Here is a 12,796-nt window from a genome sequence, read left to right on the forward strand (position 1 = left end):
TTAATGATGTCTAGATTAGATAAAAGTAAAGTGATTAACAGCGCATTAGAGCTGCTTAATGAGGTCGGAATCGAAGGTTTAACAACCCGTAAACTCGCCCAGAAGCTAGGTGTAGAGCAGCCTACATTGTATTGGCATGTAAAAAATAAGCGGGCTTTGCTCGACGCCTTAGCCATTGAGATGTTAGATAGGCACCATACTCACTTTTGCCCTTTAGAAGGGGAAAGCTGGCAAGATTTTTTACGTAATAACGCTAAAAGTTTTAGATGTGCTTTACTAAGTCATCGCGATGGAGCAAAAGTACATTTAGGTACACGGCCTACAGAAAAACAGTATGAAACTCTCGAAAATCAATTAGCCTTTTTATGCCAACAAGGTTTTTCACTAGAGAATGCATTATATGCACTCAGCGCTGTGGGGCATTTTACTTTAGGTTGCGTATTGGAAGATCAAGAGCATCAAGTCGCTAAAGAAGAAAGGGAAACACCTACTACTGATAGTATGCCGCCATTATTACGACAAGCTATCGAATTATTTGATCACCAAGGTGCAGAGCCAGCCTTCTTATTCGGCCTTGAATTGATCATATGCGGATTAGAAAAACAACTTAAATGTGAAAGTGGGTCTTAAAAGCAGCATAACCTTTTTCCGTGATGGTAACTTCACGGTAACCAAGATGTCGAGTTAACCACCCTTTAGATTCATAAAGCGAAAATAATGCGGCTCCAACGTACCCACCTAAATGGAAACGGCGTTCACTCCAATCTAAACACGCACAACAGATTTTACGTGAATGTTTGGAAGGAACGTCAATTCCCATTTCATGAAAATATTGAATACCACTTAATGTGATCATTGAACCATTTTCAGTGATCCATTGCTGTTGACAAAGGGAATCATAGATCTTAACGGCAACTTCGCCAGCTAAATGATCATAGCAAGTACGTGCTTTTCGTAAATGCACTGGCGTGGAAACTTTGGCATGTACGCCATGGTTTAAGGAGATCCCCATCATACTTTCCATCAATTCAGCAATATCTTTTCCTGCTAGCCGAAAATAACGATGCTTGCCTTGAGCTACTACTGTGATTAGCTGGCAATCTAATAATTTAGATAAATGACTGCTCGCCGTTGAAGCTGATATATTCGCCACAGAACTTAGCTCAGTGGCCGTCCAAGCTCGCCCATCCATCAAAGCACTGAGTATTTTAACTCGTGAAATGTCAGACATAGCCGCCCCTATCGCGGCTATTGAGGACTCAAAGGTAACCTCTTTTCGTATTAAATTAGCCATCGCAAGTTCACTTTATTGCCCAAGGGAGCGTAACAGATGCAGCCATACTATCATTGTCCGTTATTAATATCAGTTGGTTAGCATGGTCACTGTATTGCACTAAAATATTAATGTTATTCTCCGCCAATACTCGTGCTATTTCGCCAAGTTCCCCCGGTTTTTCCTGTTTTAACTTACGAATTAATGGTGTCCGGATCGCAAGTACTAACAGTCCAGCTTGCTCTAGCGCTATTTTAGCTTCCTTTCCTTGTTCAACAAGAAAATGAGCATGGCATTCATCACCAACCGTAAATATCCCTCCCCCTTCCAATCCAATACCTTTATTACCTAATGTTTTTCCTAGTAATGCTAATTGTCCTATTTGATTATCTAAAACAACGTGAACATCAAACATTATCCTTGTCCTTTTTAAATGAATATTCGCGAGTAATATGAGCAATACTAATTTTGTAAAAATCAAATATTGACTCTCGCCCTTCTTGTTGAGCTTTCGCATGTAAAACATGATTTTTCCATTGCAGAACTGCGTATTCGTTTTCCCACCAAGATAGCGATAACATTTTTCCTTCTGTAGCTAGACTTTGAAAACGTTCAATTGAAATAAAACCAGCTACATGACTTAATAGTGGTCTTAACTCCTCAGCTAAAGTCAAATAGCGAGTTTGTTGGTCGGGTTGTATTTGCACCTCAAATATTACAGCAATCATATTTTTCTCCGTTATTAATCAACAAACAGAGTAATCCACCCGAAAATTAACACTTCGATAAGCAACGAAATATAGAAAGGTCATGCTGCTGTTTTATGTTGTATATCACACTTCTTTAAATTGCTCGGCCTGCGCTTATCATGTTCTCCTTCTCTTATAATTTTGTTTATTATTTATACTTTTTTATTTTTTGCTATCACCGAAAATAGTGCGGATCCCGCATGGTATTTAGGTTTACCCATCATTAAATACCATTGTTGTTATTTTAATCTTTTTAATATTTCATGATTAAGATCACACTAAAATTATGACCCTATTAACTAAAAGTTATGGATACCCTAATAAAACTCATTGTTAAAGATTAGTTAACCAAAGTAACTTCATTTTTCACTATTGTTAAATTGTTATAGTGAAAATTCTGGTAAACTAATAGAGGTAAAAAAATGATCCTAGATGCCAGTTATACATTATTAGTCGCATGTATCGCGCTACTCATAGGAATGTTTGTCGTAAAATTTACCCCGTTCCTACAAAAAAACCACATACCAGAAGCCGTCGTTGGTGGCTTTATTGTTGCAATTGTTCTGTTAATTATTGATAAAACATCAGGTTATTCGTTTACTTTTGATGCTTCATTGCAAAGTTTATTAATGCTCACATTCTTTTCCTCTATCGGGCTAAGTTCTGACTTTTCTCGACTGATTAAAGGAGGAAAGCCGTTAGTTCTATTAACTATTGCAGTAACGATCCTAATCGCCATTCAAAATACTGTCGGCATGAGTATGGCTGTCATGATGAATGAAAGTCCATTTATTGGCTTAATTGCAGGTTCAATTACTCTAACAGGTGGTCATGGTAATGCCGGAGCATGGGGCCCTATTCTCGCTGATAAATATGGTGTAACAGGCGCCGTTGAATTAGCGATGGCTTGTGCAACACTTGGATTAGTGTTGGGTGGTTTAGTTGGCGGCCCTGTTGCCCGTCATCTTTTGAAAAAGGTCTCTATTCCTAAAACAACCGAGCAAGAGCGCGACACTATCGTTGAAGCTTTTGAGCAACCAAGCGTCAAAAGAAAAATCAATGCAAATAACGTTATTGAAACCATTTCAATGCTGATTATCTGTATTGTTGTTGGTGGCTATATCAGTGCATTGTTTAAAGATACTTTTCTGCAACTGCCTACTTTTGTCTGGTGTTTATTTGTCGGTATTATTATCCGTAATACACTGACTCATGTATTTAAACACGAAGTGTTTGAGCCGACCGTCGATGTATTAGGTAGCGTTGCTTTATCGCTTTTCTTGGCAATGGCGTTAATGTCATTAAAATTTGGTCAATTGGCAAGCATGGCAGGGCCAGTATTAATTATCATTGCTGTACAAACTGTTGTCATGGTGCTATTTGCCTGCTTTGTCACCTTCAAAATGATGGGCAAAGATTATGATGCTGTCGTGATCAGCGCGGGTCACTGTGGCTTTGGTATGGGAGCAACACCAACAGCAATTGCGAATATGCAAACAGTCACAAAAGCATTTGGACCATCACATAAAGCTTTCCTTGTCGTTCCTATGGTCGGTGCCTTTATTGTTGATATTTCAAACAGTATCTTAATTAAAATATTTATTGAAATTGGTACATACTTTACCTAATAGCTACACACTACTCGGCGTACTTCTCCTAACAATTTATTATAGGGCAGTATGCCGAGCCGCTTTCTTACCCCGTATATTCCCCTAGTCAATCTATTTAGCTTGCACGTTTACGAATTAATTCTCGTGACAACTAAACCAAAATTTGAATTATGACGAGTATATCTGATTATTTATACTTTATTCGTTAGAATAGTCCGTAGAAATAAATAATCAGTAGGCTACATGGAATGAAATTAAGACATCTCGATATCTTTTATGCTGTAATGACTTGTGGTTCCTTAACGCGTGCGGCTGAAGTTTTACATATTTCTCAACCCGCGGCGAGTAAAGCACTCAAACATGCTGAGCACTGAGAGATCCCCTCATAATTTCCCCAAAACGTAACCATGTGTGAATAGATTTTGAGTAAGCAGGGTTGCAGCCACGAGTGAGTCTTCCCTTGTTATTGTGTAGCCAGAATGCCGCAAAACTTCCATGCCTAAGCGAACTGTTGAGAGTACGTTTCGATTTCTGACTGTGTTAGCCTGGAAGTGCTTGTCCCAACCTTGTTTCTGAGCATGAACGCCCGCAAGCCAACATGTTAGTTGAAGCATCAGGGCGATTAGCAGCATGATATCAAAACGCTCTGAGCTGCTCGTTCGGCTATGGCGTAGGCCTAGTCCGTAGGCAGGACTTTTCAAGTCTCGGAAGGTTTCTTCAATCTGCATTCGCTTCGAATAGATATTAACAAGTTGTTTGGGTGTTCGAATTTCAACAGGTAAGTTAGTTGCTAGAATCCATGGCTCCTTTGCCGACGCTGAGTAGATTTTAGGTGACGGGTGGTGACAATGAGTCCGTGTCGAGCGCTGATTTTTTCGGCCTTTAGAGCGAGATTTATACAATAGAATTTGGCATGAGATTGGATTGCTTTTAGTCAGCCTCTTATAGCCTAAAGTCTTTGAGTGACTAGATGACATATCATGTAAGTTGCTGATAGGTTTCCAGTTTTCCGCTCCTAGGTCTGCATATTGTACTTTTCCTCTTACTCGACTTAACCAGTACCAACCCAGCTTCTCAACGGATTTATACCATGGCACTTTAAAGCCAGCATCACTGACAATGAGCGGTGTGGTGTTACTCGGTAGAATGCTCGCAAGGTCGGCTAGAAATTGGTCATGAGCTTTCTTTGAACATTGCTCTGAAAGCGGGAACGCTTTCTCATAAAGAGTAACAGAACGACCGTGTAGTGCGACTGAAGCTCGCAATACCATAAGCCGTTTTTGCTCACGGATATCAGACCAGTCAACAAGTACAATGGGCATCGTATTGCCCGAACAGATAAAGCTAGCATGCCAACGGTATACAGCGAGTCGCTCTTTGTGGAGGTGACGATTACCTAACAATCGGTCGATTCGTTTGATGTTATGTTTTGTTCTCGCTTTGGTTGGCAGGTTACGGCCAAGTTCGGTAAGAGTGAGAGTTTTACAGTCAAGTAAGGCGTGGCAAGCCAACGTTAAGCTGTTGAGTCGTTTTAAGTGTAATTCGGGGCAGAATTGGTAAAGAGAGTCGTGTAAAATATCGAGTTCGCACATTTTGTTGTCTGATTATTGATTTTTGGCGAAACCATTTGATCATATGACAAGATGTGTATCTACCTTAACTTAATGATTTTGATAAAAATCATTAGGGGATTCATCAGCACTCGGCTGGAAATCGCCGGTGGCATTTGAGAAAAAAGCCGCTTAAAATGAGAGATAGACCGGAACACAACCGGTGCAAGACCATGGAAAGCATGTTCTCGGACTTACGTAGCAACTCGTTTCTTTTCGCAGGTTGAGCCACCTCCGCGCTTCATCAGAAAACTGAAGGAACCTCCATTGAATCGAACTAATATTTTTTTTGGTGAATCGCATTCTGACTGGTTGCCTGTCAGAGGCGGAGAATCTGGTGATTTTGTTTTTCGACGTGGTGACGGGCATGCCTTCGCGAAAATCGCACCTGCTTCCCGCCGCGGTGAGCTCGCTGGAGAGCGTGACCGCCTCATTTGGCTCAAAGGTCGAGGTGTGGCTTGCCCCGAGGTGATCAACTGGCAGGAGGAACAGGAGGGTGCATGCTTGGTGATAACGGCAATTCCGGGAGTACCGGCGGCTGATCTGTCTGGAGCGGATTTGCTCAAAGCGTGGCCGTCAATGGGGCAGCAACTTGGCGCTGTTCACAGCCTATCGGTTGATCAATGTCCGTTTGAGCGCAGGCTGTCGCGAATGTTCGGACGCGCCGTTGATGTGGTGTCCCGCAATGCCGTCAATCCCGACTTCTTACCGGACGAGGACAAGAGTACGCCGCAGCTCGATCTTTTGGCTCGTGTCGAACGAGAGCTACCGGTGCGGCTCGACCAAGAGCGCACCGATATGGTTGTTTGCCATGGTGATCCCTGCATGCCGAACTTCATGGTGGACCCTAAAACTCTTCAATGCACGGGTCTGATCGACCTTGGGCGGCTCGGAACAGCAGATCGCTATGCCGATTTGGCACTCATGATTGCTAACGCCGAAGAGAACTGGGCAGCGCCAGATGAAGCAGAGCGCGCCTTCGCTGTCCTATTCAATGTATTGGGGATCGAAGCCCCCGACCGCGAACGCCTTGCCTTCTATCTGCGATTGGACCCTCTGACTTGGGGTTGATGTTCATGCCGCCTGTTTTTCCTGCTCATTGGCACGTTTCGCAACCTGTTCTCATTGCGGACACCTTTTCCAGCCTCGTTTGGAAAGTTTCATTGCCAGACGGGACTCCTGCAATCGTCAAGGGATTGAAACCTATAGAAGACATTGCTGATGAACTGCGCGGGGCCGACTATCTGGTATGGCGCAATGGGAGGGGAGCAGTCCGGTTGCTCGGTCGTGAGAACAATCTGATGTTGCTCGAATATGCCGGGGAGCGAATGCTCTCTCACATCGTTGCCGAGCACGGCGACTACCAGGCGACCGAAATTGCAGCGGAACTAATGGCGAAGCTGTATGCCGCATCTGAGGAACCCCTGCCTTCTGCCCTTCTCCCGATCCGGGATCGCTTTGCAGCTTTGTTTCAGCGGGCGCGCGATGATCAAAACGCAGGTTGTCAAACTGACTACGTCCACGCGGCGATTATAGCCGATCAAATGATGAGCAATGCCTCGGAACTGCGTGGGCTACATGGCGATCTGCATCATGAAAACATCATGTTCTCCAGTCGCGGCTGGCTGGTGATAGATCCCGTCGGTCTGGTCGGTGAAGTGGGCTTTGGCGCCGCCAATATGTTCTACGATCCGGCTGACAGAGACGACCTTTGTCTCGATCCTAGACGCATTGCACAGATGGCGGACGCATTCTCTCGTGCGCTGGACGTCGATCCGCGTCGCCTGCTCGACCAGGCGTACGCTTATGGGTGCCTTTCCGCAGCTTGGAACGCGGATGGAGAAGAGGAGCAACGCGATCTAGCTATCGCGGCCGCGATCAAGCAGGTGCGACAGACGTCATACTAGATATCAAGCGACTTCTCCTATCCCCTGGGAACACATCAATCTTACCGGAGAATATCGTTGGCCAAAGCCTTAGCGTAGGATTTCGCCCTCTCCCGCAAACGACCCCTGATATTGCTGTTTTTCGGCAAGTTTTTAATACCCGCAGGGACTCAATCATGCCATCACGCGTTTTGGGAGTAACTGTCCCGATGCCTGAGAATGCTGCATGAGCGGCACATTCAGCATCAATTGTGTCACTTTTACCCCGTTTGCGTCGCTCCATCCGGTCTGGAGCAGTCACCTCAAGAACTTCTAACCCGGCGTTCTGAAAATAACGAAGCAAACCGGAACCATAGGTACCTGTGCACTCAACACCAATTCGCTTTAATGTCCCAAACGAGGTCATCCATGCCAGCATCTGCCGGTAACCTTGTCGTGTTGTGGAGAAATACTGAGTCCCAAGGACTTTATTGTTCTGATCTACGACAGCGGCAACGTGCAAATCTTTATGTGTATCCACGCCACCCACAACGGCAGCTTCGGTAACTTTATCAACCATGACAGAGCTCCTGTGAGGAAACAGAGTTGAATCTCCAGACAGATAACCCGGACAGGACAGTAACGAGACAAGCCGTCAGGCCCTTCTTGAATCACGCGCATCGGTGAGGAGATGCCTCGCATGAAGGCGCTTCCGGCAACCGACGGGTCCAGGGCAGGACACAAAAGGTCGATCGCTGTGTGAGTCAGGATGCGGGAAGGTCTTCACTGCATCAGTAATCACACCAATCTGGTTAAACGGCAAACTAAGTGGTGGTAAAGACTGACATCGGCATTATTACTATCGCTGTGCACAATGACGTTTTCTTCAGGTTTACGTCGCCAGACCGCCATCAGCAGCGCATCCAGTGCCAGCTCGCGCGACAGTGTCGGCTTCATCGACCAGCCCACCACATTACGGGCAAAAAGATCGATAACCACTGCCAGGTACAGCCAGCCCTGCCAGGTGCGGATGTAGGTGATGTCGGTGACCCACACCTGATTGGGCTTCACTACAGTAAATTCACGCCGCACGTGATTAGGCGCTATCAGTGACGGTCGTCCCCGGCTCCCGCGTGGCACTTTATAACCATGTATAGCCTGAATCCTGTTTTTCCTCATGATTTTGGCAACCCGGTTTCTGCTGCACACTTCGCCAATTTCGCGAAGATCGCCATGAACCCTGCGATAACCGTAAATTCCACCACTCAGCGTATAGGAGTCGCGGATGAGTTCCAGCAGTCGCTGGTTATCCTTTTCTCCGGCAGATACAGGGTTATGGAGCCAGACATAAAATCCGGCACGGGCAACCTTAAGGACCCGACACATTGTAACGATCGACCAGATTTCACGGTGATCGTTGATAAAGCGATACTTCAGTCGGGCTCCCTTGCAAAGTACCGCGCTGCCTTTTTCAGAATATCCCGCTCTTCCTCAGTGCGTTTAAGCTGTGCTTTCAGCCTGAGAATTTCTGTTCTGGCATCCAGTAAATCCTGTGCCTGCTGTCCACTGTTGTCAGGCTTAACAGCCCGGAGTCATTTATATAGGCTGTGCGCCGACACGCCGAGCCGTTCAGATACTTCAGCAATAGAATAGCCCCGCTCGGTGATCTGGCGGACGGCCTCTTCCTTAAATTCAGGGGTAAAACGTGATGTGCCCATAGACTCCTCCTATGCTCAAACTATAGGGCAGATTTGTCTACGGGCTCGGGGTCACTCCATTAAGTGATAACAGGTGTCTGGAAATATAGGGGCAAATCCAGTCGGGAGGATGCGTGATCTGATCCTTCAACTCAGCAAAAGTTCGATTTATTCAACAAAGCCCATTCATGTCTGTCGTCTCCGTCACGGAAATTATTACGGGATTATTTCACCCAGTCTTCCAGCACCAGGCCCGGGACCCGCGCAAACTCTCTCACATTGTTCGTCACCAGGATGGCGCCCGCCGCGATGGCGTGCCCGGCAATGGCCGTGTCATTCGGGCCGATCGGCGTCCCGGCTAGGCGCAGCGCCACCCGGATGTCCGTCGTGGCGTCCACCGCGGCGCGGTCCCAGGGCAGGACGGCATCGAGGCGCGCGCAGAACGCGTCGACCAGCTGAATATGGCGCGGCGAGGCCTTCGGGCCGGTGGCGCCGAAGCGCATCTCGGCATACGTCACGGCCGAGACCACAATGCGATCACCGCGCAGCACCGCCTGCTCCAGGCGCTTCAGCACCGCTGCCGGCTGCTCGCGCATGATGAACGAGCAGATGTTGGTGTCGAGCATCCAGGTTTTCTTCATGGCTCAAAGCGTCCTTCATCGCTGACCACATCCTCACGCTCCGCCATAAAGTCCGGATCGGCCCTGTCCAGCTGCGCGAACGAGCCCCAGGTCGGCCGGACGGGACGCAGAATGATGCTGTCCCCTTCCCGGACGATCTCCAGCTCGCTGACGCCATCAAAATCCAGGTCCCGGGGCAGACGGATGGCGCGGTTATTGCCGTTTTTAAATATCGAAACTGTGCGCATGGTTTTTCCTCATATGCTGAGTGTGCCAGGGAGTATTCCCGCATAGGTGAAGTATATGCCTGCAAGCCCGGCTTGTATAGGTGTTACATATGCAGATGGTAGGTATATGCGTATGCTTTGCCTATGCAGATGCCCGGCATATGGATATGTTACACCTATGTTGGTTTCTCACTTTTCCCGCTCAGATCCGAAAAAAGGCAGTTCCGGATCTGATTCAGCCCCGCCGGCGCGCAGCGGCCCGGAAACACAAGATGTAGCGGTGTTTCCAGCTGTCAGTGACCATATATGTTGTGCCCCTCCCCTGCCCCGTGACCGGCCGCTCACCACCCTGAAAGGGCGCTGTGGTTATTCCGTGTGCGTGGTACACTTCCGGAAACTGTGGAATAACATAAAAGTCGGATCCGGCCAGAGCGGCCGTCAGGTAATTTAATTACGTTGTTATATGGCTGCTTATTATTTTAGTATGTGAAAATCACTCTAGTGAAAGTCACTGTCGCGACAGAGTGGCACTCATCTGACGATGATTGAGGTGTGGTAAAATTGCACGGCTAACTATTCAACTGAGGAAAGGACATGTTTACTGCATTCAATGAGAGAAATGATTTCAGTTATGCTTTTGAAAAAATCCGTAATGCGATTTCCGCGCCAGGAGAAAATAATCTTTATGCTGCAACAGAATTAGGTCTTGGCATTCTGCTCCGTAAATACGAGCAGTTTCGCCAGGAACTGGATGCGGCCGGTGAGCTGGGAAACTGGGAATATGATCTCGATACCTACAATCACTGTATTGCGGTGCTGCAACGTTACTTCACCGGCAATCCATCCGGACTGACAGAACGTGATGCCCGGATTTACAGCCATTACCTGCAGACTGAGCACAAAAGGTTTGTGAAACTGGCTGAAGAGCTGGCTGCCGGCCGCTGACTACGGACAGAGGGCGGGATTTCTCAGGAATATAAAGGGGTAAATGATCAATGACTGATATACAGGCCGCAACTGAGAGTATAGTTGCTGCGACATCCCATCCGGTTTCCGTACAGCTGATTAATCAAGGGGCGGGGATCTGGGGAAACGTGGCAACCGGGCTTATCACTGGCCTGCTTACTGGGGGTATAACACTCACTGGCATCTGGCTGACACATTATTTCACGCTTAAGCGTGAGAGACAGGCGTCAGAAGATAAAATGAAAAAGGAACTGCATTACATTGCCACCGAGTTGGTATTCATGCTTGAACGGTATGCTGAGGGTTGTTTCCGGGTTGTGACGGATGACGGCCAGGATGATGATGCCCCCCAGCCTGAGAGAAAAGCTGTCACGAATTACCCTGAACTGAATCTGATCGATGTCTCCGGTGACTGGCGGACTTTAGAGCCACGTCTTATGTATCGCATCCGTGAACTGCCGGTGCTCCAGGATGAGGCCCACAGGGCAATTGCATATGCCGCCGAATACTCCGACCCTCCTTGGCATAAGGACTATTTCAGGGAACGGCAGTATCAGTTCACGCGCTTGGGCATCAACGCTGTCATTCTTGCCGTCCGTCTGCGCAAGGCAACCGGGATGCCCGAAACACGTCTTACAGGTCATGATGAATGGTCTGCAGTTTCCGTGTTTCGTAAAGTCTGGAGGCGCGAAAGAGCCCTGCGCGCTGCTGAAGCTACCCGCAACAGGGAGTGGAATCAATTAGTGATACCTGATGGAATGTCAAACCAATGAGCGGCCTCTTATCATATTCTCACCCGCAGCAGCCGGCGCAAATGCCGGTGGCCATTGACTATCCCGCCGCGCTGGCCCTGCGCCAGATGGCGCTCGTTCAAGATGAACTACCGAAATACCTGCTGGCACCGGAAGTCAGCGCCCTGCTCCATTATGTGCCCGATTTGCACCGCAAGATGCTGCTGGCAACCCTCTGGAACACCGGCGCACGTATCAACGAGGCGCTGGCGCTGACCCGGGGGGATTTTTCGCTGGTGCCACCGTATCCGTTCGTGCAGCTGGCCACGCTTAAGCAGCGCACCGAAAAAGCGGCCAGGACAGCCGGCCGAGCTCCCGCCGGTAGCCAGGCTCATCGTCTGGTTCCGCTTTCCGATCACCACTACGTCAGCCAGCTGCAGATGATGGTGGCCACCCTGAAAATTCCGCTGGAAAGACGCAACAAGCGTACCGGCAGAACAGAGAAAGCCCGCATCTGGGACATCACCGACCGGACAGTACGGACCTGGATTGGCGAAGCGGTTGAAGCGGCCGCCGTCGACGGGGTGACATTCTCGGTGCCGGTCACCCCGCATACGTTCCGCCACTCCTACGCGATGCATATGCTGTATGCCGGCATACCACTGAAGGTTTTGCAGAGCCTGATGGGCCACAAATCGATTAGCTCGACGGAAGTCTATACGAAGGTGTTCGCACTTGATGTTGCTGCGCGGCATCGAGTTCAGTTTCAGATGCCCGAAGCGGATGCGGTAGCCATGCTGAAAGGGAATATTTAAGTACTTAGGAGAATGATGCTGGCGAACGTCCTGCTCGCCGGGGAGGTCTGTCAGACGTTATCTGGACCAGCTGACGGGAATATCTGCTCTGTATTCCTCATACTGCTCATAGATCGCATGCTGAAGCATCGTAATACGTTCTGACAACCTGTTGGCGTCCGACATATGCCGCGATTCCCCCTCAATAGTGGTTTTCTGTCCATCCGGGAGATTGAGCGTGATCAATACCTTTGTATCACGAATAATCACCCCGTCAGTGAAAGAATTAAGACCACTCCTTACGGTATTATCTATCTGTATAGTTTCAAGTTTCATCTTGTTACCTCCTGTTGACCGGATCCCAAGCATAGATATCTGAATTCAAATTGCCTAGTGAAATGTCTGGATATGCCGCATTTTTCCCCTTATACAGCGAAGCTGGCCAAAGGCCAGCCCGCTTGGATTTATCGCTTTTGCCAGTAGATCAGCATGGCAAGGAACAGGATTGTTGCCCCCTGAGAAGCGGTCAGGAAAGTTTCCAGCAATGACATTATCGTAAAACTCCGCATTATTAATTTCAGGTGTGTGATTCAGGGGCCTTAGTCCCCCTTTTACAGGACGTAGTGTTCTGTCACGACGGAAGCCAGGGTTAAT

16 protein-coding genes and 3 pseudogenes are annotated in these 12,796 nt (G+C 47.9%); 9 read left to right on the plus strand and 10 right to left on the minus strand.

Going from position 1 to position 12,796, the window contains the following annotated elements:
• Nucleotides 1-6 precede the first annotated feature (6 nt).
• A complete protein-coding gene (gene tetR(B), locus EFER_RS00165) occupies nt 7-630 on the plus strand; it encodes a tetracycline resistance transcriptional repressor TetR(B) (RefSeq protein WP_000088605.1) in 624 nt (207 codons plus the stop codon).
• Here tetR(B) and EFER_RS00170 read toward each other — a convergent pair.
• Genes EFER_RS00170 through EFER_RS00180 form a run of 3 tightly spaced genes read right to left on the minus strand, consistent with a single transcriptional unit; the run spans nt 608 to nt 2,001 of the window.
• Nucleotides 608-1,294 (minus strand): ArsR/SmtB family transcription factor, encoded by a 687-nt coding sequence (locus EFER_RS00170; protein WP_001284954.1) that lies wholly within the window; start codon nt 1,292-1,294, stop codon nt 608-610. The two genes, tetR(B) and EFER_RS00170, sit on opposite strands and share 23 nt — an antisense overlap.
• Nucleotides 1,295-1,301: 7 nt before the next feature.
• Nucleotides 1,302-1,688, minus strand: a complete 387-nt coding sequence (locus tag EFER_RS00175) for a hypothetical protein (RefSeq protein ID WP_000460651.1) — start codon at nt 1,686-1,688, stop codon at nt 1,302-1,304.
• Nucleotides 1,681-2,001, minus strand: coding sequence for an antibiotic biosynthesis monooxygenase family protein (locus EFER_RS00180; RefSeq protein WP_000562370.1), 321 nt, complete (start codon nt 1,999-2,001; stop codon nt 1,681-1,683). The genes EFER_RS00175 and EFER_RS00180 overlap by 8 nt, the downstream gene beginning before the upstream one ends.
• A gap of 443 nt (nt 2,002-2,444) precedes the next feature.
• On the opposite strand from EFER_RS00180, the gene gltS reads away from it, so the two are divergent.
• Both gltS and EFER_RS22580 read left to right on the plus strand, forming a co-directional pair.
• Nucleotides 2,445-3,650: a sodium/glutamate symporter gene (gltS, locus tag EFER_RS00185; RefSeq protein ID WP_000599533.1), complete on the plus strand. Its 1,206-nt coding sequence runs from the start codon at nt 2,445-2,447 to the stop codon at nt 3,648-3,650.
• 230 nt (nt 3,651-3,880) lie between these two features.
• Nucleotides 3,881-4,000 (plus strand): annotated as a pseudogene (locus EFER_RS22580) (LysR family transcriptional regulator); the annotation flags it as partial.
• Between the two features lie 15 nt (nt 4,001-4,015).
• On the opposite strand, the gene EFER_RS00190 reads toward EFER_RS22580, so the two are convergent.
• The gene (locus EFER_RS00190) at nt 4,016-5,224 is read right to left on the minus strand and encodes an IS4-like element ISVsa5 family transposase (protein WP_001352368.1); all 1,209 of its coding nucleotides are present in this window, start codon (nt 5,222-5,224) and stop codon (nt 4,016-4,018) included.
• 285 nt (nt 5,225-5,509) lie between these two features.
• On the opposite strand from EFER_RS00190, the gene aph(3'')-Ib reads away from it, so the two are divergent.
• Both aph(3'')-Ib and EFER_RS00200 read left to right on the plus strand, forming a co-directional pair.
• A complete protein-coding gene (gene aph(3'')-Ib, locus EFER_RS00195) occupies nt 5,510-6,313 on the plus strand; it encodes an aminoglycoside O-phosphotransferase APH(3'')-Ib (protein WP_001082319.1) in 804 nt (267 codons plus the stop codon).
• The gene (locus tag EFER_RS00200) at nt 6,313-7,149 is read left to right on the plus strand and encodes an aminoglycoside O-phosphotransferase APH(6)-Id (RefSeq protein ID WP_000480968.1); all 837 of its coding nucleotides are present in this window, start codon (nt 6,313-6,315) and stop codon (nt 7,147-7,149) included. Before aph(3'')-Ib ends, EFER_RS00200 begins: the two co-directional genes overlap by 1 nt.
• A gap of 106 nt (nt 7,150-7,255) precedes the next feature.
• On the opposite strand, the pseudogene EFER_RS00205 reads toward EFER_RS00200, so the two are convergent.
• From EFER_RS00205 to vapB, 4 genes and pseudogenes are all read right to left on the minus strand, one after another.
• Nucleotides 7,256-7,687 (minus strand): annotated as a pseudogene (locus EFER_RS00205) (IS110 family transposase); the annotation flags it as partial.
• A gap of 224 nt (nt 7,688-7,911) precedes the next feature.
• Nucleotides 7,912-8,825, minus strand: a pseudogene (locus tag EFER_RS23970) (IS3 family transposase); the annotation flags it as partial.
• 203 nt (nt 8,826-9,028) lie between these two features.
• A complete protein-coding gene (locus EFER_RS00220; protein ID WP_000754566.1) occupies nt 9,029-9,445 on the minus strand; it encodes a type II toxin-antitoxin system VapC family toxin in 417 nt (138 codons plus the stop codon).
• The gene (vapB, locus tag EFER_RS00225) at nt 9,442-9,672 is read right to left on the minus strand and encodes a type II toxin-antitoxin system VapB family antitoxin (protein ID WP_001261276.1); all 231 of its coding nucleotides are present in this window, start codon (nt 9,670-9,672) and stop codon (nt 9,442-9,444) included. Before vapB ends, EFER_RS00220 begins: the two co-directional genes overlap by 4 nt.
• Nucleotides 9,673-9,727: 55 nt before the next feature.
• Here vapB and EFER_RS24805 point away from each other — a divergent pair, with 55 nt between their 5' ends.
• From EFER_RS24805 to EFER_RS00245, 4 genes are all read left to right on the plus strand, one after another.
• Nucleotides 9,728-10,102, plus strand: coding sequence for a hypothetical protein (locus EFER_RS24805; protein ID WP_024130061.1), 375 nt, complete (start codon nt 9,728-9,730; stop codon nt 10,100-10,102).
• 143 nt (nt 10,103-10,245) lie between these two features.
• Entirely contained in the window at nt 10,246-10,596 is a 351-nt protein-coding gene (locus tag EFER_RS00235; RefSeq protein ID WP_000493378.1) for a hypothetical protein, read from the plus strand.
• A gap of 50 nt (nt 10,597-10,646) precedes the next feature.
• The gene (locus EFER_RS00240) at nt 10,647-11,390 is read left to right on the plus strand and encodes a hypothetical protein (protein WP_000129823.1); all 744 of its coding nucleotides are present in this window, start codon (nt 10,647-10,649) and stop codon (nt 11,388-11,390) included.
• Entirely contained in the window at nt 11,387-12,163 is a 777-nt protein-coding gene (locus EFER_RS00245; RefSeq protein ID WP_000015958.1) for a site-specific integrase, read from the plus strand. Before EFER_RS00240 ends, EFER_RS00245 begins: the two co-directional genes overlap by 4 nt.
• 57 nt (nt 12,164-12,220) lie before the next feature.
• Here the strand turns inward: EFER_RS00245 and EFER_RS00250 are convergent, their stop codons facing one another.
• Together EFER_RS00250 and EFER_RS24400 are read right to left on the minus strand one after the other, a co-directional pair.
• Nucleotides 12,221-12,478, minus strand: coding sequence for a hypothetical protein (locus EFER_RS00250; RefSeq protein ID WP_000764641.1), 258 nt, complete (start codon nt 12,476-12,478; stop codon nt 12,221-12,223).
• A gap of 128 nt (nt 12,479-12,606) precedes the next feature.
• Nucleotides 12,607-12,711 carry a hypothetical protein gene (locus EFER_RS24400; protein ID WP_032409716.1) on the minus strand — a complete coding sequence of 35 codons (105 nt, stop codon included), beginning with the start codon at nt 12,709-12,711 and terminating at the stop codon, nt 12,607-12,609.
• Nucleotides 12,712-12,796 lie beyond the last annotated feature (85 nt).

This window comes from Escherichia fergusonii ATCC 35469, from assembly GCF_000026225.1.
GTDB lineage: Bacteria > Pseudomonadota > Gammaproteobacteria > Enterobacterales > Enterobacteriaceae > Escherichia > Escherichia fergusonii.

Excerpts from the sequence above, each read along its gene's own strand:
- EFER_RS00170 (WP_001284954.1), bottom strand. The coding sequence starts at position 1,294 with ATGGCTAATTTAATACGAAAAGAGGTTACCTTTGAGTCCTCAATAGCC.
- EFER_RS00175 (WP_000460651.1), bottom strand. The coding sequence starts at position 1,688 with ATGTTTGATGTTCACGTTGTTTTAGATAATCAAATAGGACAATTAGCA.
- EFER_RS00180 (WP_000562370.1), bottom strand. The coding sequence starts at position 2,001 with ATGATTGCTGTAATATTTGAGGTGCAAATACAACCCGACCAACAAACT.
- gltS (WP_000599533.1), top strand. The coding sequence starts at position 2,445 with ATGATCCTAGATGCCAGTTATACATTATTAGTCGCATGTATCGCGCTA.
- EFER_RS00190 (WP_001352368.1), bottom strand. The coding sequence starts at position 5,224 with ATGTGCGAACTCGATATTTTACACGACTCTCTTTACCAATTCTGCCCC.
- EFER_RS00200 (WP_000480968.1), top strand. The coding sequence starts at position 6,313 with ATGTTCATGCCGCCTGTTTTTCCTGCTCATTGGCACGTTTCGCAACCT.
- EFER_RS00220 (WP_000754566.1), bottom strand. The coding sequence starts at position 9,445 with ATGAAGAAAACCTGGATGCTCGACACCAACATCTGCTCGTTCATCATG.
- vapB (WP_001261276.1), bottom strand. The coding sequence starts at position 9,672 with ATGCGCACAGTTTCGATATTTAAAAACGGCAATAACCGCGCCATCCGT.
- EFER_RS24805 (WP_024130061.1), top strand. The coding sequence starts at position 9,728 with ATGCCTGCAAGCCCGGCTTGTATAGGTGTTACATATGCAGATGGTAGG.
- EFER_RS00235 (WP_000493378.1), top strand. The coding sequence starts at position 10,246 with ATGTTTACTGCATTCAATGAGAGAAATGATTTCAGTTATGCTTTTGAA.
- EFER_RS00240 (WP_000129823.1), top strand. The coding sequence starts at position 10,647 with ATGACTGATATACAGGCCGCAACTGAGAGTATAGTTGCTGCGACATCC.
- EFER_RS00245 (WP_000015958.1), top strand. The coding sequence starts at position 11,387 with ATGAGCGGCCTCTTATCATATTCTCACCCGCAGCAGCCGGCGCAAATG.
- EFER_RS00250 (WP_000764641.1), bottom strand. The coding sequence starts at position 12,478 with ATGAAACTTGAAACTATACAGATAGATAATACCGTAAGGAGTGGTCTT.
- EFER_RS24400 (WP_032409716.1), bottom strand. The coding sequence starts at position 12,711 with ATGCGGAGTTTTACGATAATGTCATTGCTGGAAACTTTCCTGACCGCT.